24 protein-coding genes are annotated in these 21952 nt (G+C 63.1%); 12 read left to right on the forward strand and 12 right to left on the reverse strand.

What is annotated here, in order from left to right:
* From AC0L3I_RS22440 to AC0L3I_RS22455, 4 genes are all read left to right on the forward strand, one after another.
* Positions 1 to 1380 (forward strand): aminotransferase family protein, encoded by a 1380-nt coding sequence (locus tag AC0L3I_RS22440; protein ID WP_473528250.1) that lies wholly within the window; start codon positions 1 to 3, stop codon positions 1378 to 1380.
* 2 nt (positions 1381 to 1382) lie between these two features.
* Entirely contained in the window at positions 1383 to 2312 is a 930-nt protein-coding gene (kce, locus tag AC0L3I_RS22445) for a 3,5-dioxohexanoate:acetyl-CoA acetone transferase (protein ID WP_473528251.1), read from the forward strand.
* Positions 2313 to 2532: 220 nt separating this feature from the next.
* Positions 2533 to 3048: a GNAT family N-acetyltransferase gene (locus tag AC0L3I_RS22450; RefSeq protein ID WP_473487938.1), complete on the forward strand. Its 516-nt coding sequence runs from the start codon at positions 2533 to 2535 to the stop codon at positions 3046 to 3048.
* Positions 3045 to 4076 (forward strand): histone deacetylase family protein, encoded by a 1032-nt coding sequence (locus tag AC0L3I_RS22455; RefSeq protein WP_473487937.1) that lies wholly within the window; start codon positions 3045 to 3047, stop codon positions 4074 to 4076. The genes AC0L3I_RS22450 and AC0L3I_RS22455 overlap by 4 nt, the downstream gene beginning before the upstream one ends.
* 18 nt (positions 4077 to 4094) lie before the next feature.
* Here AC0L3I_RS22455 and AC0L3I_RS22460 read toward each other — a convergent pair whose 3' ends face one another.
* Positions 4095 to 5354 carry a cysteine desulfurase-like protein gene (locus tag AC0L3I_RS22460; protein WP_473528252.1) on the reverse strand — a complete coding sequence of 420 codons (1260 nt, stop codon included), beginning with the start codon at positions 5352 to 5354 and terminating at the stop codon, positions 4095 to 4097.
* Between the two features lie 60 nt (positions 5355 to 5414).
* A complete protein-coding gene (locus AC0L3I_RS22465; RefSeq protein ID WP_473487935.1) occupies positions 5415 to 6482 on the reverse strand; it encodes an aldo/keto reductase in 1068 nt (355 codons plus the stop codon).
* Between the two features lie 369 nt (positions 6483 to 6851).
* Here AC0L3I_RS22465 and AC0L3I_RS22470 point away from each other — a divergent pair, with 369 nt between their 5' ends.
* Positions 6852 to 7016, forward strand: coding sequence for a hypothetical protein (locus AC0L3I_RS22470; protein ID WP_023798224.1), 165 nt, complete (start codon positions 6852 to 6854; stop codon positions 7014 to 7016).
* A 43-nt stretch (positions 7017 to 7059) separates the two neighbouring features.
* Here AC0L3I_RS22470 and AC0L3I_RS22475 read toward each other — a convergent pair whose 3' ends face one another.
* Positions 7060 to 7566: a DUF1993 domain-containing protein gene (locus AC0L3I_RS22475; protein ID WP_473528253.1), complete on the reverse strand. Its 507-nt coding sequence runs from the start codon at positions 7564 to 7566 to the stop codon at positions 7060 to 7062.
* A gap of 122 nt (positions 7567 to 7688) precedes the next feature.
* On the opposite strand from AC0L3I_RS22475, the gene AC0L3I_RS22480 reads away from it, so the two are divergent.
* Positions 7689 to 8738: a DUF1176 domain-containing protein gene (locus AC0L3I_RS22480; protein ID WP_473528254.1), complete on the forward strand. Its 1050-nt coding sequence runs from the start codon at positions 7689 to 7691 to the stop codon at positions 8736 to 8738.
* Here the strand turns inward: AC0L3I_RS22480 and AC0L3I_RS22485 are convergent.
* The 7 genes from AC0L3I_RS22485 to AC0L3I_RS22515 form a co-directional block, all read right to left on the reverse strand.
* Entirely contained in the window at positions 8735 to 9610 is an 876-nt protein-coding gene (locus AC0L3I_RS22485) for an alpha/beta hydrolase (protein WP_473487933.1), read from the reverse strand. The two genes, AC0L3I_RS22480 and AC0L3I_RS22485, sit on opposite strands and share 4 nt — an antisense overlap.
* Before the next feature lie 32 nt (positions 9611 to 9642).
* Positions 9643 to 11253: an NTP transferase domain-containing protein gene (locus AC0L3I_RS22490; protein WP_473487932.1), complete on the reverse strand. Its 1611-nt coding sequence runs from the start codon at positions 11251 to 11253 to the stop codon at positions 9643 to 9645.
* Positions 11250 to 11954, reverse strand: coding sequence for an XdhC family protein (locus AC0L3I_RS22495; protein ID WP_473487931.1), 705 nt, complete (start codon positions 11952 to 11954; stop codon positions 11250 to 11252). The genes AC0L3I_RS22490 and AC0L3I_RS22495 overlap by 4 nt, the downstream gene beginning before the upstream one ends.
* An 87-nt stretch (positions 11955 to 12041) precedes the next feature.
* Positions 12042 to 12380 carry an XdhC family protein gene (locus tag AC0L3I_RS22500; protein ID WP_065008152.1) on the reverse strand — a complete coding sequence of 113 codons (339 nt, stop codon included), beginning with the start codon at positions 12378 to 12380 and terminating at the stop codon, positions 12042 to 12044.
* Positions 12381 to 12408: 28 nt separating this feature from the next.
* A complete protein-coding gene (locus AC0L3I_RS22505) occupies positions 12409 to 13659 on the reverse strand; it encodes a vWA domain-containing protein (protein WP_473487930.1) in 1251 nt (416 codons plus the stop codon).
* A gap of 3 nt (positions 13660 to 13662) precedes the next feature.
* Positions 13663 to 14592 carry an AAA family ATPase gene (locus AC0L3I_RS22510; protein WP_292188720.1) on the reverse strand — a complete coding sequence of 310 codons (930 nt, stop codon included), beginning with the start codon at positions 14590 to 14592 and terminating at the stop codon, positions 13663 to 13665.
* Positions 14593 to 14624: 32 nt separating this feature from the next.
* Positions 14625 to 15119 (reverse strand): flavin reductase, encoded by a 495-nt coding sequence (locus AC0L3I_RS22515; RefSeq protein ID WP_123150093.1) that lies wholly within the window; start codon positions 15117 to 15119, stop codon positions 14625 to 14627.
* Between the two features lie 191 nt (positions 15120 to 15310).
* Between AC0L3I_RS22515 and AC0L3I_RS22520 the strand changes: the two genes are divergently transcribed.
* Complete coding sequence (locus AC0L3I_RS22520; RefSeq protein WP_473528255.1) at positions 15311 to 16384, forward strand: branched-chain amino acid ABC transporter substrate-binding protein; 1074 nt, start codon at positions 15311 to 15313, stop codon at positions 16382 to 16384.
* Positions 16384 to 17403, forward strand: coding sequence for a P1 family peptidase (locus AC0L3I_RS22525; RefSeq protein ID WP_473528275.1), 1020 nt, complete (start codon positions 16384 to 16386; stop codon positions 17401 to 17403). Before AC0L3I_RS22520 ends, AC0L3I_RS22525 begins: the two co-directional genes overlap by 1 nt.
* A gap of 47 nt (positions 17404 to 17450) precedes the next feature.
* Here AC0L3I_RS22525 and AC0L3I_RS22530 read toward each other — a convergent pair whose 3' ends face one another.
* A complete protein-coding gene (locus AC0L3I_RS22530; RefSeq protein WP_473528256.1) occupies positions 17451 to 17705 on the reverse strand; it encodes a DUF2171 domain-containing protein in 255 nt (84 codons plus the stop codon).
* 141 nt (positions 17706 to 17846) lie between these two features.
* Between AC0L3I_RS22530 and AC0L3I_RS22535 the strand changes: the two genes are divergently transcribed.
* Genes AC0L3I_RS22535 through AC0L3I_RS22550 form a run of 4 tightly spaced genes read left to right on the forward strand, consistent with a single transcriptional unit; the run spans position 17847 to position 21022 of the window.
* Positions 17847 to 18572, forward strand: coding sequence for a DUF2259 domain-containing protein (locus tag AC0L3I_RS22535; protein WP_473528257.1), 726 nt, complete (start codon positions 17847 to 17849; stop codon positions 18570 to 18572).
* A 46-nt stretch (positions 18573 to 18618) separates the two neighbouring features.
* Positions 18619 to 19083, forward strand: a complete 465-nt coding sequence (locus AC0L3I_RS22540) for a hypothetical protein (RefSeq protein WP_473528258.1) — start codon at positions 18619 to 18621, stop codon at positions 19081 to 19083.
* A gap of 59 nt (positions 19084 to 19142) precedes the next feature.
* On the forward strand, positions 19143 to 20450 hold the full coding sequence (gene purB / locus AC0L3I_RS22545) for an adenylosuccinate lyase (RefSeq protein WP_473528259.1): 1308 nt from the start codon (positions 19143 to 19145) through the stop codon (positions 20448 to 20450).
* Entirely contained in the window at positions 20450 to 21022 is a 573-nt protein-coding gene (locus AC0L3I_RS22550; RefSeq protein ID WP_473528260.1) for an RBBP9/YdeN family alpha/beta hydrolase, read from the forward strand. The genes purB and AC0L3I_RS22550 overlap by 1 nt, the downstream gene beginning before the upstream one ends.
* Positions 21023 to 21038: 16 nt before the next feature.
* On the opposite strand, the gene AC0L3I_RS22555 is transcribed toward AC0L3I_RS22550, so the two are convergent.
* Positions 21039 to 21851 carry a VOC family protein gene (locus tag AC0L3I_RS22555; RefSeq protein ID WP_473528261.1) on the reverse strand — a complete coding sequence of 271 codons (813 nt, stop codon included), beginning with the start codon at positions 21849 to 21851 and terminating at the stop codon, positions 21039 to 21041.
* Positions 21852 to 21952 lie beyond the last annotated feature (101 nt).

Genomic DNA, 21952 nt, shown 5'->3' on the forward strand with positions numbered 1-21952 from the left:
ATGCTGAAGTCCCAGACCCCTGCCCCGGACACCGAGACGCGCCCGCCGTCGCATCTGTTCTATCTGTCCAGTTTGCGCAGGCCGCTGGTCGATCGCGCCGAAGGTATCTACATCTGGACACAGGATGGCCGTCGCTTCATCGACGGATCGAGCGGACCGATGGTCGCCAATATCGGTCATTCCAACCGCAACGTGCTCGATGCGATGAAGCGGCAGATGGACCGCGCCACCTTCGCCTACCGGCTGCATTTCGAGAACGAGCCGGCCGAGGAACTGGCGCGGGCATTAGCCGCCAAACTCCCCGAAGGCATGGACCGCATCTTTTTCGTCTCGGGCGGCTCGGAAGCGACGGAATCCTGCATTAAGCTTGCCCGGCAGTGGGCAGTGGCGACATGCCAGCCCAGGCGCTGGAAGGTGATCACCCGCTTTCCCTCCTATCATGGCGGCACGCTTGGTTCGCTGTCCGTCACCGGCGACGATGCGCTGGCCGAAACTTTTGCGCCTATGATGCAGGTCATGCCGACCGTGCCGGCGCCGGCCGCCTGGCGCGACCGTGACAATCTCTCGATGGAACAGCGCGGCATTCGCTACGCCGACATGCTGGAGGAGAAAATCCTCGCCGAGGGACCGGAAAGCGTCCTCGCCTTCATCATGGAGCCGGTCGGCGGTGCTGCCACAGCGGCGCTGGTGGCGCCGGACAGCTACTACCCGCGCATCCGCGAAATCTGCGATCGCTACGGCATCCTGCTCATCCATGACGAAGTGATGAGCGGTGCGGGCCGCACCGGAAAGTTCCTCGGCGGCGACCACTGGAACTGCAAGCCTGACATCGTCGCGCTGTCGAAGGGGCTAGGCTCAGGCTATGCGCCGCTTGGCGCGTTGGCCGCACCGATGCGGCTGGTGCAGCCGCTGCTCGCCTCCGGCGGCTTCCAGCATGGCCATACCTACGCCGGCAATCCGCTCGCCTGCGCCGCCGGGCTCGCCGTGCTCGGCGAGATGGATCGTCTGGACCTGATCGCCAACGCGGCTGACATGGGCGATATTTTGATGGCCGAGTTGAAGGGATTGGCCAAGCGGTTTCCGTTTATCGCCGACGTGCGCGGCAAGGGCCTGCTGCTAGGTGCCGAGATGGTCGCCGAACCCGATACGCTGAAGCCGATCGCACCGGCGAAGAAGGCCACCCAGCGTCTGCTCGACCTCGCCTATGAACGTGGCCTGATCATCTATGGGCGAAAGGTCAAGGGCGGCGTCGACGGCGACAATTTCATGGTGGCGCCGCCGATGATTGTCACTGCCGAGCAGATCGGCGAGATCGTCGCCATCATCGGCGACTCGCTGCAGGTGCTGGCCGGCGAGCTCGACCTGCCGGTCGAAAGCTGAAAATGGCGCCACGAAAAGTCATCATCACCTGCGCCGTCACCGGGTCGGTGCACACGCCGTCGATGTCGCCGCACCTGCCAGTGACGCCGGACCAGATCGCCGAAGAAGCGATCGCGGCCGCCGAAGCCGGCGCCTCGATCCTGCATCTTCACGCCCGTGATCCCGGGGATGGGCGGCCGACCGCCGATCCTGATGTGTTCATGCAGTTCCTGCCGCGCATCAAGCAGGCGACTGACGCGGTGATCAACATCACCACCGGCGGCTCATCGCTGATGACGCTCGACCAGCGGCTGGCCGCACCGCTCAGGGCCGAGCCCGAAATGTGCTCGCTCAATATGGGCTCGATGAATTTCGCGCTGTTCCCGATGCTCGACCGGCCAAGGCAATGGCAGTACGAGTGGGAGCCGAAACTGCTGGAAGCGACACGCGACACGATCTTCAAAAACACATTTGCCGATATGGAGACCGTGCTCGAAAGACTTGGAAAGGGCTGCGGCACACGCTTCGAATTTGAATGCTACGATGTCGGCCACCTCTACTCACTGGCGCATTTTCGCGACCGGGGGCTGGTGTCGGGACCGATGTTCATCCAGTTCGTGTTCGGCATTCTCGGCGGTATCGGCGCCGATCCCGACAATCTGGTCCATATGAAGCGCATCGCCGACAAACTGTTCGGCGACAGTTACCAGTTTTCGGTGCTGGCCGCCGGGCGCCACCAGATGCCAATGATCTCGATTGCGGCGGCGATGGGCGGCAATGTCCGCGTCGGGCTGGAGGACAGCCTTTACGACGGCCGCCAGCTGGCAAAGTCCAATGCCAATCAGGTGCGCCGTATCCGCAGTGTGCTCGACGGGCTGTCGCTGGACGTCGCCACGCCCACTGAGGTGCGCGAGATGCTGGCGCTCAAGGGTGGCGATAGGGTAGCTTTTTGAGACGATCTGAGATGCTTGCGTTCCGTCCCACCCCCCTCTGTCCTGCCCTCTTTGCCGCCACTTGGCATCTTCCCCGCAAGGGGGGAGATCGGATGTCCCAGTCGTTTTCGCCAATCGCGAACGTCGCAGGATGTGCGGGTAGATTGACGCTGCCAATCTCCCCCCTGTCGGAGGAGATGTCCGGCAGGACAGAGGGGGGTACCTTGGCGCCCCACTTATCGTGACCGATCCTGCAAACGACATTCTCATCCGGCCCGGCACCGTCGAGGACGTCGAAACGATCCATGCCGCAATCCTGCGACTTGGCGCTCATATCGGCGCGCCCGGGGAAATCACTTCTACGGCCGAGGACCTTCGCACCTATGGCTTTGGCGAAAACCCTGCCTTCTCGACGCTGATCGCCGAGGTCGGCGACGAGTTTGCCGGCCTGTGCCTGCATTTCCCGATCTTCTCGACCTGGATGGGGCGGCCCGGCGTTTATGTGCAGGACCTTTATGTCGAGGATCGGTTTCGCGGCCGCAGGATCGGCGAACGCCTGCTGCGGCGTGCCGCGCGAGAATGCCGGAAGGACGGCGGCGCCTATCTCAGACTGTCCGTCGATACCGACAATGAAACCGCCAAGGCCTTCTACGAAAGGCTGGGCATTGCCTGGTCGAGCTACGAGCAGGTGCAGAAGATCGTCGGCGACGCGTTCTTTGCCTTCGCCGATGCACCCGATGATGAGGAGCCAAGATGAAAGCCTTTTATGCCGAAGAGCAGAAGCGCCACGATCCCAAGGCGTTCCTCTCCAGCGGCGCCCAGAAACCCAATCCGGAAAAGCCGGAACGCGTCGAACGGCTGCTCGTCGGCGCCAAGGCCGCCGGCTGCACGATCGAACGGCCGAGAGATCACGGGCTTGGTCCGGTTGCGGCGGTCCATGCGCCCGAATACCTTGATTTTCTCGAGCACATCTTTGTGCGCTGGCAGCGCATCGAAGGCGCTTCGGCCGAAGTGATCCCCAACATCCATCCGATCGCGCGGGGCGGCTCTTATCCGGCATCGGCGGTCGGCCAGGCCGGCTACCACATGGCCGACACCGCTTGCCCGATCTCCGGCGAGACGTGGCGGAGCGCGCTGTGGAGCGCCTGGAGTGCGGTCGAGGCCGCTGAGGGCGTGATGTCGGGCGCACCGGCTGCCTATGCGCTCTGCCGTCCGCCCGGCCATCACGCCTTTGCCGATGTCGCCGGCGGCTTCTGCTTCATCAACAATTCGGCGGTCGCGGCACAGGTGCTCCGCAAGCAAGCTGCGCGGGTGGCGATCCTCGACGTCGACCTGCATCACGGCAACGGCACGCAAGGCATTTTCTACGCACGGCCGGACGTGCTCACCGTCTCGCTGCATGCCGATCCGGTGCGCTTCTATCCGTTCTTCTGGGGTCATGCAGACGAACGCGGCGAAGGAGCCGGACTCGGCTACAATTTCAACCTGCCGCTGGCGCGCAAATCCGGCGATGCCGCGTTCCTCGAAGCACTCGACGTGGCGTTCCAGCGTATCCGCGCCTTTGCGCCGGAAGCGCTTGTCGTGGCGCTCGGCCTCGACGCCTTCGAGGGCGATCCGTTCGGCGGACTATCGCTGACGACGCAGGGCTTCTCGCGCATCGGCGAGGCTATCGCCGGTCGCGGCCTGCCGACGGTAATCGTCCAGGAAGGCGGCTATCTCTGCGACGAACTCGGCGACAATCTTACTGCCTTCCTCACCGGGTTCGGCGGCGGCAAGAAACGCTAATATCAGCCGGATGTCGCGTCAGGATCGCTCCTGTCGCAGCATCGCGATAACCCGATGCACGCTCTCCAGCGTCTCGTCGATCTCGGACGCCGTATTGTAGTGGGCGATGCCGATGCGTATGACGCCTTGCTCGGCCGGAATGCCGAGCTGATGCACGATCTCCCAGGCGTAGTTGTGGCCGGACCACAGGAAGATGTTGTCCGCATTCATCTGCCGTACGATCGTCTCCGGCACGATGCCGTCGACGGTGAACGAGACCGTCGGCACGCGCTCCCCGATACACGCCGGATCGGTGATACCGTGGATCGTCAGGCCTGAAACGTCCGACAGCCCGTCGATCAGCCTTTGCGCCAGCGGATTTTCGTAAGCTGTTGATGTTTCGAACGCCTTGGCGATCCTGGCGCGGCGCGAACCGCCTGCCGCCGCGCCCAGCTCCGCAAAATAATCGACCGCGGCCGTCAGTCCGGCCATCAGTTCGATCTGCGGCGTGCCGAGTTCGAACCGCTCCGGCAGAGCATTGGACGAACAGCGGCATTTATACGGTTTCAGGGCGTCGATGACGTCAAGTCTGCCCCATAGGATGCCCATGTGCGGGCCGAAGAATTTATAGGCCGAGCAGATTAGGAAATCGCAGCCGAGATCCCTGACGTCGATCAGGCCGTGCGGCGCGAACTGCACGGCGTCGACATAGACCAGCGCGCCGGCCTGCTTGGCAATGCGCGTCAGCGCCTTCACCCGGTTGATCGAGCCGGTCAGATTGCTGGCGTAGTTCAAGGCGACCAGTCGCGTCCTGTCGGTGAGCAGCGCAGCAAGCGCCGCCTCCTCGATCTGCCAGCTCTGCTGGTCGAAAGGCAGCCAGCGCACGACAAGGCCAAGGTCTTCGGCCAGCTGCAGCCAGGGCGATACGTTGCCTTCGTGGTCCATGCGGGTGAGGATGATCTCGTCGCCGGGCTGCATCGTGCAGCCAAGCGTGCGCGACATGTGATAGGTCAGTGTCGTCATGTTGGCGCCGATGATGATTTCCTGCGGGCTCGCAGCACCGAGGAAATCGGCCATCGCCGCATGGGCGTCGTCGACGATCTGTTGCGCCGCAATCGTGGTTTCGAAGAAGCCGCCGAGATTGGCGTTTGTGGTCAGCAGGCAGCGTGACACCGCGTCGGCTACCGCTTGCGGCACCTGGGTGCCGGCCGGGTTGTCGAGATAGATGCGGCGACGGCCCTTGTCGGTCAGCGACAGTGCCGGGAATTTCTCGCGCACGACCTCAATCGGAAAAGTCACTTTTTCTCCCTCCCTCTTGTAATCGTTTGGCAATCACACCTTACAGCGCCGGAAAGCAGCTCACGGACACGGGTTGCCGACACGCTGGTGGATTGCGTCGACCGCCTTCTGCATTTCCTCGGTCCAGACGACATCGGCGGAAGACAGCGCCATTTCGAGCTGCGAAAGGGTCGTCGCGCCAATGAGGCTCGAAGTGACGAAAGGCCGGCTCGCGACATAGGCGTTGGCAAACAGTGCCGGCTCCATGCCGAATGAGCGCGCCAGCTCGTTGTACTCGAGCTGCGCCTCCGCGGCATTGGGCGTCTCGTAACGCTGACCGCGGTTGAAGAGCTGAGAACGCGAGCCCAGCGGCCGCGCGCCATGGTCGTACTTTCCGGTCAGGTAACCTTGTCCCAGCGGCGAATAGGCGAGCAGGGAAACCTGTTCGCGCTCGCAGACTTCGGCAAGATTCACCTCGAAGCCGCGGTTGACGAAGTTATAGGCGTTCTGCAGCGACACCAGCCGCGGACCTAGGCCCTTGTCGGCTTCGGCGATGAACCGCATGACGCCCCAGGAGCTCTCGTTCGACAGGCCGAAATGGCGGATTTTTCCGGCCTTCACCAATTCGTCGAAGACGGCGAGGGTCTCGGCGATCGGCGTCTCGCCGGCCGGTGTGCCGACGGCATCGGCTCGCAGCGGCACGGCGCCGACGCGGTTCGGGTTGGCGCCCCACGGCACGGCGCGCTCCGGCCAATGGATTTGATAGAGATCGAGATAATCGGTGTTGAGCCTGGTCAGCGATTTTTCGACGGCATCCAAGATGTCGGCGCGCACCAGCTTCGACGGACGCCCGCCGCGGAACCATGCATTGGCGGTGCGGCCAACCACCTTCGAGGCGAGGATCACCTGATCGCGGTTGCCTTTCGCTTTCATCCAGCTGCCGATGATCTTCTCGGTCCAGCCTTGCGTCTCCGCCTTGGGCGGGATCGGGTAGAGCTCGGCAGTGTCGATGAAGTTGATGCCGCGCGAAAAGGCCAGATCCATCTGGGCGTGGCCGTCCGCTTCGGTGTTCTGCTGGCCCCAGGTCATCGATCCCAAGCAGATCTGGGAAACAAGAAGATCGGTCCGACCGAGGCGGCGTTTGTGCATGGAACTTTCTCCGGCGGGAAGTTTTTGCGCGGCTGCGCGGGGAGGAAGGCACAGCATACAGGAATGCGAGGGCTGTCTCCAAGCCCGCCGCCAATCGCCGACGACTTTTCCATGAAATCCAGCCAACGGCTACGCAGCAGACAACAAAAAGCCGGACTGCATTTTTCATGCAGTCCGGAATTTCGCCAGGAATGGCGAGGAAAAACCGGCCCTGTGCCGGCGTTCAGCTATACGGTCCGTCCGCGCCGGAAGTTTCACCGGTAATCAAAAAAACCTGTGCAGCATGGCTGCCATGCAAATGCTGCACTGCACAATTGTCATGATTTGCTTATATTGCGACTCGGGGAGGACCAACCAGGGGCTTGAATCATGGGTTTTCTCACTGAAATGTTCGCCCGTCCGCGTCCGCAGGAACATCTGCGCTACCGCGCGGCTCTGGCGCTGCTTCATTCGATGAGCAATGCCGACCGTGCCGACATCGGCATCAAACCAGCCGATTTTCCGCGTGTCGCTCGCGAAATGTCCTCACGTTAGTCACGGATATCCCGGCTCGACCGGGATATCTCCTCGCCATTCTTCAACGCGATCCCATGAAAATCGCCTTGCTCAGCGGCACGCCATTGTGGCGCAGGATGTCGTAGGCGGTGGTCACGTGGAAATAGAAATTGGGCATGGCGAGATGCAGCAGATACTGCATGCCGGCCATCGAGAACTCGCGCTGGCCAAGCTTCAGCTCGATCATTCTGTCATCGGAGCCGTCCATATCGGCAGCCGAAAATGTCGCCAGATGGTCGACGGTCTTGGCGATGCGCGCCTGGAGATCGGCAAAGCTCGCCTCGCTGTCCTCGTATTTCGGCACCTCGCGGCCGGCAAGCCGCGATGGCGCGCCCTTAGCGTGGTCGGTGGCGATCTGCACCTGCCTGGTCAGCGCGTACATGTCCGGCGCCAGCCTCGACGTCAAAAACACCTGCGGATCGATCTTGCGGTCGAGCGCATTCTGCTCGGCGATGTTCAGCACGTTGGATAGCGCCTTCAACCTGGCCGAAAACACCGGAACGGACGCTTCGTACATCGATATGGTCACATGAATCTCCTATCCGGCGGGAACGCCGAGGGCGGCACCTAGCGCCTCCGCGGGCGATTCTTCAAGCGCCACCACGTCGCCGCAATCGGTATGATAGGATTCCCATCTGGTGGAGATTCCCGATGAGAAGCGCCCTTTTCGCAGCGACCGCTTTTTTCTCCCTTGCCGTGACAGGCCAGCCAGTGCTCGCCGCCGAAGCGCCCTATGTCGACGACAGGTCGAACGCCGAAGCGGTCATCCGCTCGTTCTACAGCGCCATCAACCGGCAAGAATTCGCGCGCGCCTGGGACTATTTCGGCGAAACCAAGCCGGCCAAGGATTTCGGCGCCTTCGTTAAAGGCTATGACGGCACCGACACCGTCGAAGTCAAAACCGGTGGTGTGTCCGAAGACGGTGCGGCCGGCAGCATCTATTACAATGTTCCGGTCGCCATCCGGGCGACAGCCAAGGACGGCAGCGAAAATGTCTTTGCCGGTTGCTATACGTTGCGCCAGATCAACGCCCAGATCCAGGAACCGCCATTCCGCCCGATCTTCATCGACAAGGGCGCGCTGAAACCATCCAAGGCCGATTTCGAGGACGCGGTGCCGGCAAGCTGCGGCGACGGACCGCCGCCGCCGAAGAAAGATGCGGCGCTGGAGCAGGTCAAGAAAGCGTTTGCAGCCACCTATGGCGAACAATGCGACAAGGAAATGCCAGGCGGCGAGCCCTTGGCAGAGCCGGACGCCTACTCCCTCCGCTACAAGTATCCGGGCTCCGAGGCCGACGAGCCGGAACTCGAGACGCGGCTATTCCGCTTTTTCTGCTCGATGGCCGCCTATAATGAGAGTGTCGTCTACTATGTCTACGACGACGTATCAGGCGTCCGGCAGTTGCAGTTCGCCTCGCCGGAACTCGATATCCACTATGAGAACAACAATAGCGAAGGTAAGGTCGAGGCGATCAACGTCATTGGCTTCCAGACCGACGACCAGCTGGTCAATTCCGAATATGACGACGCCACCAAGACGATCTCGTCGCTCAACAAGTGGCGCGGCGTCGGCGATGCCTCGTCAGTCGGGACCTATCTGTTTCGCAACGGCAATTTCTCGCTGGTGCAGTACGATGTCGACGCCTCCTATGACGGCGAGATCAACCCGCAGACGGTGGTGGACTACAACACCGCGCCTTAAGGGGCCTTCGACAGCATCCAGTTGAGCGTGCCGCGCCAGTCGGTCATGCGGATCGGCGTACCGTGCGTGCCCGTCTCGAAGCGGACAAAGCGGGCCGGATAGGTTTTCGATTTGGTCAGGATCGAACGGAAGAAGGCTTCCTGTTTCTCGACTGCAAACACCGGGTCCTTGCTGCCCTGGCCAAAGAAGACCGGAACACGGCGCTTGAAGGCCAGACTCGAGAAGAAACTTTCATCCCACAGCGAACCGAGCAGCAGCAGCCCGTCGATGCGGCCGCCCGTATTCTTGCGGGCGGCAAGCTTCCAGCACAGTGCGCCGCCCATCGAGCCGCAGGCAACGAAGATCTTCGCGTCCGGCGACCGTTCGGCATAGTGACCGATCAGCGCGGCGATTTGGGCAGCACCTGTGTCGCCGAAATCGGAAAAGTCCGGCGACAGATAGAGGCCGCCATTGCCGGCCATCAGGTTCTTGATGCGGTTGAAATTGCCACCGAAGGTGAAATCGTCGACGCCCTGCTTACGGCTGCCGCCCTGTCCATGCAAATAGAGCACGATGATGGCAGCACCTTGCGTGCGACCGACGGCGACGTGGCGGATATTGCCGGCGTCGGTCTTCAGCAGCAGATCCTGCTGCACCTTGCGCACACCGGTGTCGACATATCGCGGCTGCGCGCGGCGCTCCGGCACCTTGTCGCGAGCGTTGATATCGCGCAGCTCGCGATAGTCGACGACAGTATAGGCGCCCTCGGAAGAGAGGATGGCCGGATAGGCGAACAGGTCGTCCTTGAAGGGCTTTAGCGACAGCGTTTGACCGTACGCCAAACCCGAAAACAAAAGAAAAATCAAGGTCAGAAGCTGTAAACGGAGAGCCATCCCTCAGGGATGCGTTTTTCGGCCTCGGTTTGTCAATCCTGCAGCACGCCGCCGGCGCCTTCCAGCGCCTCGCGGGTGTCAACATCGATCGACGCACCCTTGCCGATCTCGACATCGACGACATCGAGCCCTTCGGCCTCGACTAGATGGCGCGCGCCGGTATCGCCTTCGAGATGAGCGATCGCCGCAAACAGTGAGCGCGGCAACAGCACCGGGTTGCCTCGCTTTCCCTCATGAGAGGCGCGCACGACCGATCGGCCCTCGGACTTGCGGAATTCATCGATCAGCCTGTCGAGATCGGCTGACGCGACGCCAGGCATGTCGCCAAGCACGATCATGGCACCGGCAGCGTCGCCGGCAACTTTCGCGATGCCGGCCTTCAGCGACGAAGACAGGCCGTCAGCGAAATCCGGATTGTCGGCGAAGGTGATGTCCAGGCCCGACAGCGCTGTCCGCACGCGCTCGCGCTGATGGCCGGTGACGACAATTGTATCAGAGGCTTTCGAGCCGAGCGCGCGCTCGGCGGTGCGGCGGACCAGCGGCTTGCCGTCGAACAGCGCCAGCAGCTTGTTCGGGCCGCCCATGCGGCTGGAGCGGCCGGCGGCCAGCAGCACGACATCGACCTTCAACTCGGCTCTGGCCGGCAGCGGCTCGCGCGGCTGTGGCCGCGTCGGGATTTCCATCAACAGACCGCCGACACCCATGCCGGCGATATCCTTGGCCGTCACGTCGAGGCCGGCGATCAACCGGTCAAGAACCCAGTCGAAGCCGTTCTCCTTGGGGCTGCGGGCGCAGCCCGGTGCGCCGATGACGCGCTTGCCGCCAAGCGTACCGAGCACCAACAGATTGCCAGGATCGACAGGCATGCCGGCGCGGATGACGATGCCGCCGGCCTTCTCGATCGCCGCCGGGACGACGTCGCCAAAATCGCTCATCGCCGAGGCGCCGAAGATCACCACCATGTCGTTATCGCGCGCCAGCGAGACCGCAGCCTCCGCAACGGTGCCAACGTCGTGCGGCGTGCGGCGCTCCGCCGTCAGCCGGCCGCCCGACCGCGCCAAGCGGGCTTCGGTGACACGCAACGTCTTGTCGAGCACGCTCTGCTTGATGCCGGGCAGAACCGTCTGGATGACGCCGACACGGACCGGCTGATAGACATTGACGGCAAAGATCTCGCCGCCGGCGCAGATCCTCGCCACCGAATCGACCAGCATGGAGCTGACCGCGAAGGGAATGATCTTCACCGTTGCAACCATCTGGCCCTTTTCAACCGGCGCGTGCTGCGCCAAGGTGGCGATGGTGATCGTCGGATCAACGGCGTTGATGGCGTCGATCATCGCCGCATCGACGGTGAAGATGCCGGCCGCCTGAGCGTGGAGATTAACCCGGCCGGTCGAAGCGGACTTGGCCTCGATGTTGCGATGAATCATGCTGTCCGCGATCTTTTCGGCGGCAGCGTCCTCGCTCAAATCGTCGGGAGCGAGAACAGCCGCGACAACCTCCGAAATCCCTGCTGCCTTGAGCAAAGATACATCATCGGCGTTCAGCCGATGCGCCTTGCGGAAGCGCCGTTCTCCGGCGGTGGTGGCGTGCGCCAGCACCGCGCCTTCAGCCGTATCTACGGGGATCGGCCCAAACTTCACGCCGCCGCGTCCTTCGCTTCGAAGCCGCGCGAACGAAATGCCTTGATCGCTTGCGCCAGCACCGCGACGGCGATCTCTGCCGGGCTGGCAGCGCCAATGTCCAAGCCGATCGGCGCGTGGATGCGGGCGATCTGGTCGGCGGTCGCGCCCAATGCCAGCAGGCGCTCGACGCGCTTAGCATGGGTCTTGCGGCTGCCAAGCGCCCCAACATAGAAGCAGTTGGCGTCGAGCGCCGCCTTCAGCGCGAAGTCATCGATCTTCGGATCATGGGTGACGGCTGCCAACGCCGTATAGCTGTCGAGCGGCTGGCGCGAAAGCACATCCTCCGGCCATTCGGCATGCAGCGCGACATCGGGAAAGCGGTCTGATGTGGCGAAGGCCGTGCGCGGATCGACGATCTCGACGGGATAGCCGGCGATCTTGGCCATCGGCGCCAGTGCCTGGCTGATATGGACGGCGCCGATCACCATCAGGCGCGGCTGCGGCAGGTGGGCGTTGAGAAAGAAGGTTCGCCCTTCCGCCTCGACCGAGCCCGAATTGCCTGACCGAAACGCCTTGGCGATCGCAGCGCCCAATTCGCCGGCGACCTGATCGCCCTCGCGCACGATGCGGTCGCGGCCGTCGCCGAGATCGGTGACCAAGATCGCCGCGCGGCGGGCGCGGCGTTCGACGTTCAGCGTTTTCAGCGCATATGGATCCATCAAAAGATCTCTTGTTTGAGCATGATCTTGTCCGAAAACCGGTTCCCACTTTTCGCTGACGCGGACCTTTGGTTCGGGATCATGCTTCTAACCCAACCGCTCGACATAGACTTTGATGCGGCCTCCGCAGGACAGGCCGACCTGCCAGGCGGTTTCGTCGGCGACGCCGAACTCCAGCATCTTTGCTTTGCCGCTGTCGATGACATCGATCGCCTCGGTGACCACCGCGCCTTCGACGCAGCCACCCGAGACGGAGCCGTGGAAATTGCCTTCCGCGTCAATGACAAGGTGGCTGCCGACCGGGCGCGGCGCCGAGCCCCAGGTCTCGACCACGGTAGCAATGGCAACATCCTTGCCGTCTTTCATCCAGCCTTCCGCAATGATCAGCGGATCGCGCGCCTCATCAAGATAAATGCTGTTTTCCATCACCGTTTCTCCCGGAGGAAACATATGGCTATGCGGCGCTTCTCGCGCCACCCTCAATCCATCTGCGTGGGTCGACGGAGCGCGCCGAATTCTTGTCCAGCGACGCGCACAGATCGGCGAGCGCGTCGAGATTGTGCACCGAGCGGAATTCGTCAACATGCGGCAGCATCGCCTTGACGCCGCGGGCGCGCGCCTCGAAGCCGTCGAAGCGCAGCAGCGGGTTCAGCCAGATCAGCCTCCGGCTGGATTTGTGCAGGCGTTCCATTTCCTCCGACAGGCCGGCAACGTCGTCACGCTCCAGCCCGTCGGTGATCAGGAGAACCACGGCGCCCTGCCCCAGCACACGCCGCGACCACAACCGGTTGAATTCGGCCAGCGTATCGCCGATACGGGTGCCGCCCGACCAGTCCATCACCGCCGCCGAACAATCGGCGAGTGCCGCGTCAGGATCGCGATGGCGCATCTGCCGCGTCAGATTTGTCAGCCTGGTGCCGAAGACGAAGGCGTGCACGCGCCGGCGCTTTTCCGTCAGCGCATGCAGGAAATGCAGGAAAATGCGCGTGTACTGGCTCATCGAACCGGAAATATCGGCAAGCACGACCAGCGGCGGGTGAACCTCGCGCGGCGACCGGAATTTCGGCAGGATCAGTTTGCCGCCTGTCCGCGCGGCCGAGCGCATCATGGCGCGCGGATCGATACGTCGGCCATGCGCGTTGGATTTGAAACGCCGTGTCCTGACCATGTCGAAGGGCAGCCGCAACTCGGCGATCGCCTTCTTGGCGTCAGTCATCTCGGCGGCGTTCATCTGGGCAAAATCCTTGCCCCTCAGCACCTCGTTCCCGGAAAACGTGAAGCGAGCGTCGACCTCGATCTCGGGGATTTCCTGCACCGGCTGGTTCTTTTGGTGGCCCTCGAACATTGCCTGGCTGACGCGGGTTTCCGCAGCCCGCGGCTTTTGCTTCTCACGACTGTTCGGCGCAACTGGCGAAAACATCGCCAGCATCTTTTCGATCAGCTCGTGCGATTTCCAGAACAGCCGGAAAGTCTCGTCGAAGGTAGGGTGATCCTCGTGCCGCGACACCAGTACGGCGTGCAGCGTCCAGTAGAAATCGTCGCGAGAGCCGATACCGGCGGCCAGCACCGCCTCGATCGCATCTTTTACCGAGGCCGGGCCGACCCGCATGCCGGCCTTGCGTAGGGTGCGGGCGAAATAGACGATGTTATCGGCGATCCTCCCATCGGGCGTGGCCTCTTTCGGTTCGGGACGCGGCGTTGCCATCGCCTACTCCGCCGCCGAAAGCTCGGCCTTCACCTCGTTGAGGATGCGCCGGCCTTCGCCCTGTTCTATACGGGCAATGTCGTCCTGGTATTTCAACAGCACGCCGATCGTGTCGGAAACGGTTTCCGGATCGAGCGCCACCTTGTCGAGTTCGGTCAGCGCGCCTGCCCAGTCGATGGTCTCGGCAACCCCCGGCACCTTGAACAGCTCGATCTGGCGCAGCTTCTGAATGAACGAAACCACCTCTGCCGACAGCCGGCTGTTGGCCTGCGGTACTTTTCTGCGCACGATCTCCAGCTCGCGCTCGGCATTCGGGTAGTCGACCCAGTGATAGAGGCAGCGGCGCTTCAGCGCGTCATGGATCTCGCGGGTGCGGTTGGTGGTGATGATGACGATCGGCGGTTCCTGCGCCTTGATCGTGCCGAGTTCGGGCACCGTCACCTGGAAGTCGGAGAGAATTTCGAGCAGGAATGCCTCGAAGGCCTCGTCGGTGCGGTCGAGCTCGTCGATCAGAAAGACCGGGGCGGCGCCCGCCTTGCCGGTCAGTGCGTCGAGCACCGGGCGGCGGATCAGGTATTTTTCGGAAAAGACGTTGCGCTCCATGTCGGAGCGGTCGACCTTGCCGGCCGCCTCTTCCATGCGGATCTCGATCATCTGCGCGGCGTAGTTCCACTCGTAGACGGCGGACGAGACGTCGAGGCCTTCATAGCATTGCAGGCGGATCAGCCGGCGGCCGAGCGCTTGCGCCAGCACCTTGGCGATCTCGGTCTTGCCGACGCCGGCCTCGCCCTCAAGGAACAGCGGCCGCTTCATGCGCAGCGATAAGAACAGCACGGTCGCCAGTGACCGGTCTGCCACATAGTCCGCACCGGTCAGCAGATCGAGCGTCTCGTCGATCGTCCGCGGCGCGGGACGCGGTTTCAACTCGGTCATTCTCTCTCCGTTGGTGCAGCCATCCAGAGCCTCTACAGAGCGTGATAGCCGCGGTCGTGATAGATCAGCGGCCGCAAATTATCGCCGGTGCGCAGGCCTGTCACCTTGCCAAAAAGCACACGGTGGGTGGCCAGATCCTTGGTGTCGATCAGTTCGCAGTCGAACACGGCGAGCGCGCCCTTCAGCGTCGGCGCACCGGTCGAGATCACGTCCCAATCGCCCAACGCGAAACGTTCCTCGACGGGCAGACCTGTGAGGCCGGAAAAGCCGACCGACAGCGCCTCCTGGTCCGAAGCCAGCGTGTTCAAGGCGAACCTGCCATTCTTCACGAACGGCTCATTCTTGGGATTTTCGCAATTGAGGCAGACCAGGATGGTCGGCGGCGTGTCCGAGACCGAACAGGCTGCAATGACAGTCGCACCGCGCCTGCCGGCGGGACCGTCGGTGGTAACCACATGGACGTGGCCGGCAAAATGGCTCATCGCGTCGCGATAGGCCTGCGGCCCTATGTCGTTCTTCTTCAGCACCGGCGATTTCCATTGGTTTGAAGCGAGGTGAACCGAACCGCTATATATGGCGGCATATTGCATGCCACAAGCGAAGTGGTTGACATGCATCTTGAATTTCGCGTGTTGCGTGAAAGCTGACCAGCCTTTAGGTCTTGGCAGGAAGTGGCCCCGGCAAACAGGCGACCGCGGCAGAGGAATTCTTCGCTCGCATGCGACCCAGGACAACGACAATAGCGGTGCTGGCCTGGCTGTCTCTCGCTGGTGATGCGAACGCTGAGACGCTGCTGGTCGGCGTCGCAGCACCACTGTCCGGGCCGTCGGCGATCCTCGGCAAGCAGATCGAGGCGGGCGCTGGCCTGGCGGCAGCGGCGAACGGCGCTCAACTCAAGGTTGTCGACGACGCCTGCACGGCCGATGGCGGGGCTGCCGCGGCGAGGGAATTCGCTGCGGCGAAAGTCGGCGTGGTCGTCGGCTTCCTCTGCACCGAGGCGATCGAGGCGGCACTGCCGATCCTGAAGGACGCCAACATACCGGTCATCACCGTCGGCGTGCGCACCGAAAGCCTGACCGACCGGCGCGCCAAGACCGGCTGGCCGATCTTTCGTCTCGGGCCGCGCGGCGACGACGAGCGCAACGCAGTCGCCTCCATCCTCACCCGCCAATGGCAGAACGAACTGTTCGCCGTCGTCGACGACGGCACCATCTACGGCCGCGAAATCGCCGAGACGCTTCGGGCGGCAGCCGAGCAGGCGGCGCTGAAACCGGTGTTCGTCGACACATTCCGGCCGCAGCTCGACAACCAGATCGGGCTGATCGGGCGGCTGAGGAAAGCCGGCGCAACGCATGTCTTCGCCGGCGGCGACGGCGACGACATCGCCATCATGGGTCGCGACGCCGGCCAGCTCGATGCCGGAATCACCTTTGCCGGCGGCGAAGCGCTGCGCACACCGCCCGGCGACGTGGCTTATGCCAGGGGCACGCTGATGATCGCGCCGCCCGAATGGGATGATGTCGCCGCCTCCAAGGTGCTCGACAGCTTTGCCGCGCACAAGATCGTGCCGGACGGCTACACGCTGCCGGCCTTTGCGGCGGTCGAGATCGCCGAAGCGGCGACGGCGCTGGCGGAAACCTCCGGCAAGCCATTGGCCGATGCGCTTACCGCGCATGACTTCAGCTCCGCGATCGGGCCTATCCGCTTTGACGGCAAGGGCGACTTGACCGAGAACCTCTATCGGGTCTTCCGTTTCGACGGCGCGCATTTCGTGCCGGCGGAGGCCAAATGATGTTTCGGACAGGGCCGCGCAATCTCATCACCGATGTCGCCGGCCTGCGCGTCGGCAACGCTTCCGACGTGAGGCTGAAGTCCGGGGTGACCACCATCGTCTGCGACGAACCGGCGGTGGCCGGTGTCCAGATCCTGGGCGGTGCGCCGGGCACCCGCGAGACCGACCTGCTCGAGCCGCACAATTCGATCGAGGCGATCCATGCTGTGGTGCTTTCGGGCGGTTCGGCCTTCGGTCTCGACGCCGCCGCGGGCGTACAGGCGGCACTGCGTGAAAGGGGCATCGGTGTCGAGGTCGGCGGCTTTCGCGTGCCGATCGTGCCGGCGGCGATCTTGTTCGACCTGCGCAATGGCGGCGACAAGGACTGGGGTCGCTATCCGCCCTATCGCGATCTCGGCTATGAGGCGGCACAGGCAGTCGGCATCGATTTTCCGCTCGGCACTGTCGGCGCGGGCAGTGGTGCGTTGAGTTCCGGCCTGAAGGGCGGCCTCGGATCGGCCTCGACGGTGCTCGACAGCGGCGTCACCATCGGCGCGCTCGCCGCCGTCAATCCGACCGGCTCGGTGACGATCGCCCAAACACGCCACTTCTGGGCAGCGCCCTTCGAGATCGGCGACGAGTTCGGCGGGCTTGGCTATCCCTCGCCTATGCCGGAGGACGCGAAAACGATCCTGCTGAAGTTTCGCGACAAGCATATCGGGAAACGGGCGAAGGTCGGCGGCAACACGACCATCGCCATCATCGCCACGGACGCTGTCCTCACCAAGGCCGCCGCCAAACGCCTGGCGATATCAGCGCATGACGGCTTCGTGCGCGCCATTTGGCCGACACACACGCCGGCCGACGGGGATCTGGTTTTCGCGCTGGCGACCGGCAAGAGCGGCATCGAGCTCGCGCCCAATGACGCCATCGACCTCTACGCAGCGGCAGGCGCCACCATGGCGCGCGCCATCAGCCGCGGCGTCTTTGCCGCGACGCCAGCCGATGGCGACCTGTTTCCGGTCTGGTCGTCGCGCTGAATGCGCGCTGCCGTAATCAAAAAGGGGGTCGTCATTATTGGCCGTGATCAGGTGGGGTCGGATTTCTCTTCCTCGAATGTGACCGCAACATCCGATTTTGCCGACAGCCGCACTTTCTGGCCCTCGACTTCGGCTACGAGGCTGAGCGGAATGAAGTGGTGATGCCCCCTGTGAGCGCCCTCGCCGCTGTCGCGCTTGGTCAGCTTGATTCGTTGTCCCTCAACTTTGTCGACGGTGCCGACATGGACGCCGTCGGCGCCGATCACTTCCATATGTTCGCGAATGCTGGCTGCATCGGTCATTGTGGGTTCTCCATTTGAAGCTGCCAACAAAAACAAATGACAGCGCGATTGGATGCATTGGGCCTGCGTCTCAGAGGGCACGACGTTTTGACGATGTCGTGATAGTGATCGAAACAACGCTGGCTGCTCAAACGGAATCCGATGCGAATTCTTGCCCTGTTTGCCGTTTCTCTCCTTGCCCAGTTTGCAATGTCGCTCGCCGCGCATACCGGCGACGTCGCCGAGCTTGAAATCCTCGGCTTCACTGGGGATGGCGGCATCTTCGCCTTCGAGGAATATGGTGTCCAGGACGGGTCGGGATTCCCCTATGCCAATCGCTATTACATCGACACGGCCGACGACAGTTTTCTCAAGGGCACGCCGATCAGGGTGCGGCTTGACAACGAGAACGCAACGCTCGACGCGGCGCGCCTTGCAGCTCGGCAGAAAGGCGAAGCTATCATCAAGCAGGCGGAATTGACCGCGAATCGCGGCATCACCGCCGGGTTCAACCCGGTGACCGAACTTTCGGCCGATCCGTTCCGCATGGTGGTCAACCCGCGGCCGATCTTTTCGCCGGTCGATGATCCGCTCGAGTTCCGGCTCGACGAGATCGGTATGAACGACACGGAAGCCTGCCAGAGCCTCGGCGAGATCAACGGCTTTCGTTTGCTGCGCATCGAGGCGAAAGACGGCGGCAAGACTGAGCTTCTGCACGAAGACAAGTCGATCCCTAAGAGCAGAGGCTGCCCGAACGGCTATCGGATCGGCGCGGTGCAGACATTTTCCATCCAGGGCCTCAGCGCCTATGCCGTGCTGATCGCGGTGCGCCAGTACGGCTTCGAAGGGCCGGACTATCGCTGGATCGCGGTGACCGGCCGGCTGTGACGCCGCTCCCCGCCATACACAACCGACTGGATCGTATCGGCAAGGCTTGCCATCGCCGCGCGCCGCGGTTTGCGGCGCCCTGCTGTGGGGCGCAGCGATGGGCGCCAGCGCGCTTGCCAATCTGCTGTTGGACGACTGGGAGACTCCGGCAAAGATCCGCCTCGTCTCGTTGCTCTATGCGGCCGGCGGAGCGCTCGCTTTTCCGGTTGGCCTGTTCCTGGCGCGGCTTGTCTCGCTCGGACGGCATTGGCAAGTTGCCTTGGCGGCCGCGTTTGTCTGCCTTCTTGCCGCTACGATCGGCCCCACCGGTGGGCTCTTTGCGCTGCAATACCGTTCCTACTATGCCCAGTGGCATGAACCTGCACTGACCATCGCCTGGTCCATCCAGTTCGTGCACACCGTGGCGACGGCGTTCTATCAATTCATCGTTCTGGGCATCCGGCTTTATTTTCCGCTCGGTTTCATCGCGCTAGCTCTCGCCAGCATCTGGTTTGCGCGGCAGCAGCGTTGAGCATTTTGTCCGGCTCTGTTAGGACGCGGGCGAATGCCCTCGCAAGTCAGGACTGACGGATGATTCCTCGCTACTCCCAGCCGGAAATGGTGGCCATCTGGTCGCCCGAAACCCGGTTCCGCATCTGGTTCGAGATCGAGGCCTACGCTTGCGACGCCCTGGCCGAGCTCGGCGTGATCCCGAAGGAGGCCGCCAAGACCATCTGGGAAAAGGGCGGGGCCGCGAAATTCGACGTCGAGGCCATCGACGAGATCGAGCGCGTGACCAAGCACGACGTCATCGCCTTCCTCACCCATCTCAGCGAATTCGTCGGGCCGGATGCCCGCTTCATCCATCAGGGCATGACATCCTCGGACGTTCTCGACACCTGCTTTGCCGTGCAGCTCACCCGCGCCAGCGACATCCTTCTGGCCGACATCGACGGCCTGCTTGCGGCGCTCAAGCGCCGCGCTTTCGAACACAAGGACACAATCACCATCGGCCGCAGCCACGGCATCCATGCCGAGCCGACCACCTTCGGCGTCAAGCTGGCGCAGGCCTATGCCGAATTCTCGCGCTGCCGCGAGCGACTGGTGCACGCGCGTGAGGATATTGCGACGTGCGCCATATCAGGTGCTGTCGGCACCTTCGCCAACATCGATCCCTATGTCGAAGAGCATGTGGCGAAGAAACTCGGATTGAAGCCGGAGCCGGTGTCGACGCAGGTGATCCCGCGCGACCGCCACGCGATGTTCTTCGCGACACTCGGTGTCATCGCATCGTCGATCGAACGGCTGGCGATCGAGATCCGCCATCTGCAGCGCACCGAGGTGCTGGAGGCGGAAGAGTATTTTTCGCCCGGACAGAAAGGCTCGTCGGCGATGCCGCACAAGCGTAACCCGGTGCTTACCGAAAACCTCACCGGGCTTGCGCGCATGGTGCGTTCCTTCGCGCTACCGGCGATGGAGAACGTGGCGCTCTGGCACGAGCGCGATATCTCGCATTCGTCGGTCGAGCGCATGATCGGCCCGGATGCGACCGTGACGCTCGATTTCGCACTGTCGCGGCTGACCAGTGTCATCGACAGATTGCTCGTCTATCCCGACAACATGCTGAAGAACATGAACAAGTTCCGCGGCCTTGTGCATTCGCAGCGTGTGCTACTGGCGCTGACCCAGGCCGGTGTCAGCCGTGAGGACGCCTACCGGCTGGTGCAGAGAAACGCCATGAAAGTGTGGGAGCAAGGCGCTGATTTCCTTGAGGAACTTTTGGCTGACAAAGAGGTCACCGCAGCCTTGCCCGAAGCCGAGATTCGTGAAAAATTCGACCTCGGCTATCATACCAAGCATGTCGACACGATCTTCAAGCGTGTGTTCGGGGAAGCGTGATGATTTCCGCGGCTGGAGAATTCGATTTTCTCGCCCTGCCAGGACGCGGCAATTCCGGGCCGGATCATTGGATGTCGCATTGGTGCCGGGCGTTCCCCAATTCGAGCCGCGTGCTGCAGGCCGAATGGGACAGGCCGACCCCCGAGGACTGGATTGGCCGGGTGGACGCAGCGATTGCCGCGGCACCTCGGCGCGTGGTGCTGCTTGCGCACTCACTGGCGGTGGCGACGGCGGTGAAGTGGGCGGCCAGAGCCAGCGAAAGCCAACTCAACAAGGTTGCGGGCGCGTTGCTGGTTGCCGCAACCAATGTCGACGACCCTGATCCTTCCTTCGACCTGGTTCGCCCTTTTGCGCCGATGCCGCTGAAACGCTTGCCGTTTCCGACCCTGGTGGTGGCCAGCCGTACCGATCCGCGCGTCACCTTCGACCAGGCGACCGCCTTCGCCGCCGCCTGGGGCGCGGACCTCGCCGACGCCGGCGATCTCGGCCATATGGGCAACGAAACCCGCCTCGGCCTTTGGCCGGCGGGCCTGCTCATGCTCGGCCGCTTGTTGGAAAAGGCCCGGCTCTAACAGGCTTCCAGAACGCTCAAGCCTTGCCGGGAGCGGTCCTGATCACCGTTCCCCATGGATCCTCGCGGGTGGTTGCCTCAGTCACATTATCGGAACGCATTTCGACCCAGGCCAGGCCGGACCGGGAAGAATCGCGACGGCCGGCGCCGGCGCTCTGCCACGAATTGGCGCCGATGTGGTGGTGGTAGCCGCCTGACGACAGGAATACCGCCGCGCTACCATATTTCGCCACCGTGTCGAAGCCGAACTCCTGGTGCCACCAGGCCTCGGCGTCTTCCGGGCGACCGACGCGCAGATGGACGTGGCCGATAATGCTGTTGTCCGGCATGCCATGCCAGCCGGCATCGCCGGCCGGCACGTCGGCGACGACCGACGAAATATTCAGCCGTTCGGTCGCCATCGCTATCTTGTCGCCATTCCACTTCCAGTCCTCATGGCGGCGGTCGGCATAGATCTCTATGCCGTTGCCTTCAGGATCGGTCAGGTAAAGTGCCTCGCTGACCAGATGGTCCGATGCGCCTTCAATGCCGATCTTGTTGGCGATGGCATGGTTGATCCAGCGCCCGAGATCGGTCCGGCTGGGCAGCAGGAAGGCTGTGTGGAAGAGGCCGGCGCTGCGCGGATCGTCGGGCTTCGCCGCTGCATCCGCCTCGATGTCGAGCAAGGGACGATTGGCGGCGCCCAGCGTGATCGTGCCGCCGGCGCGGCTCAGTTCCCGCAGACCGACGACGTTGCGATAGTAAGCGGCCAGGCTTTCGGCATTCCGCGCGCGCAACCCGACGCGGGCAACGCTGACCGGGGTCGTGGCGGCAAAAGGCAGTTCGCTCATCAAAGTCTCCGTTTGGGCGGCCTTCGACGAGATCCCAAAAGCCAGGAGCCCGGCGCCACCTACCATTGTACGTCGTGTCAGGTCCAAATCCGGGTTCTCAT

This window comes from Mesorhizobium sp. WSM4840 (assembly GCF_055811755.1).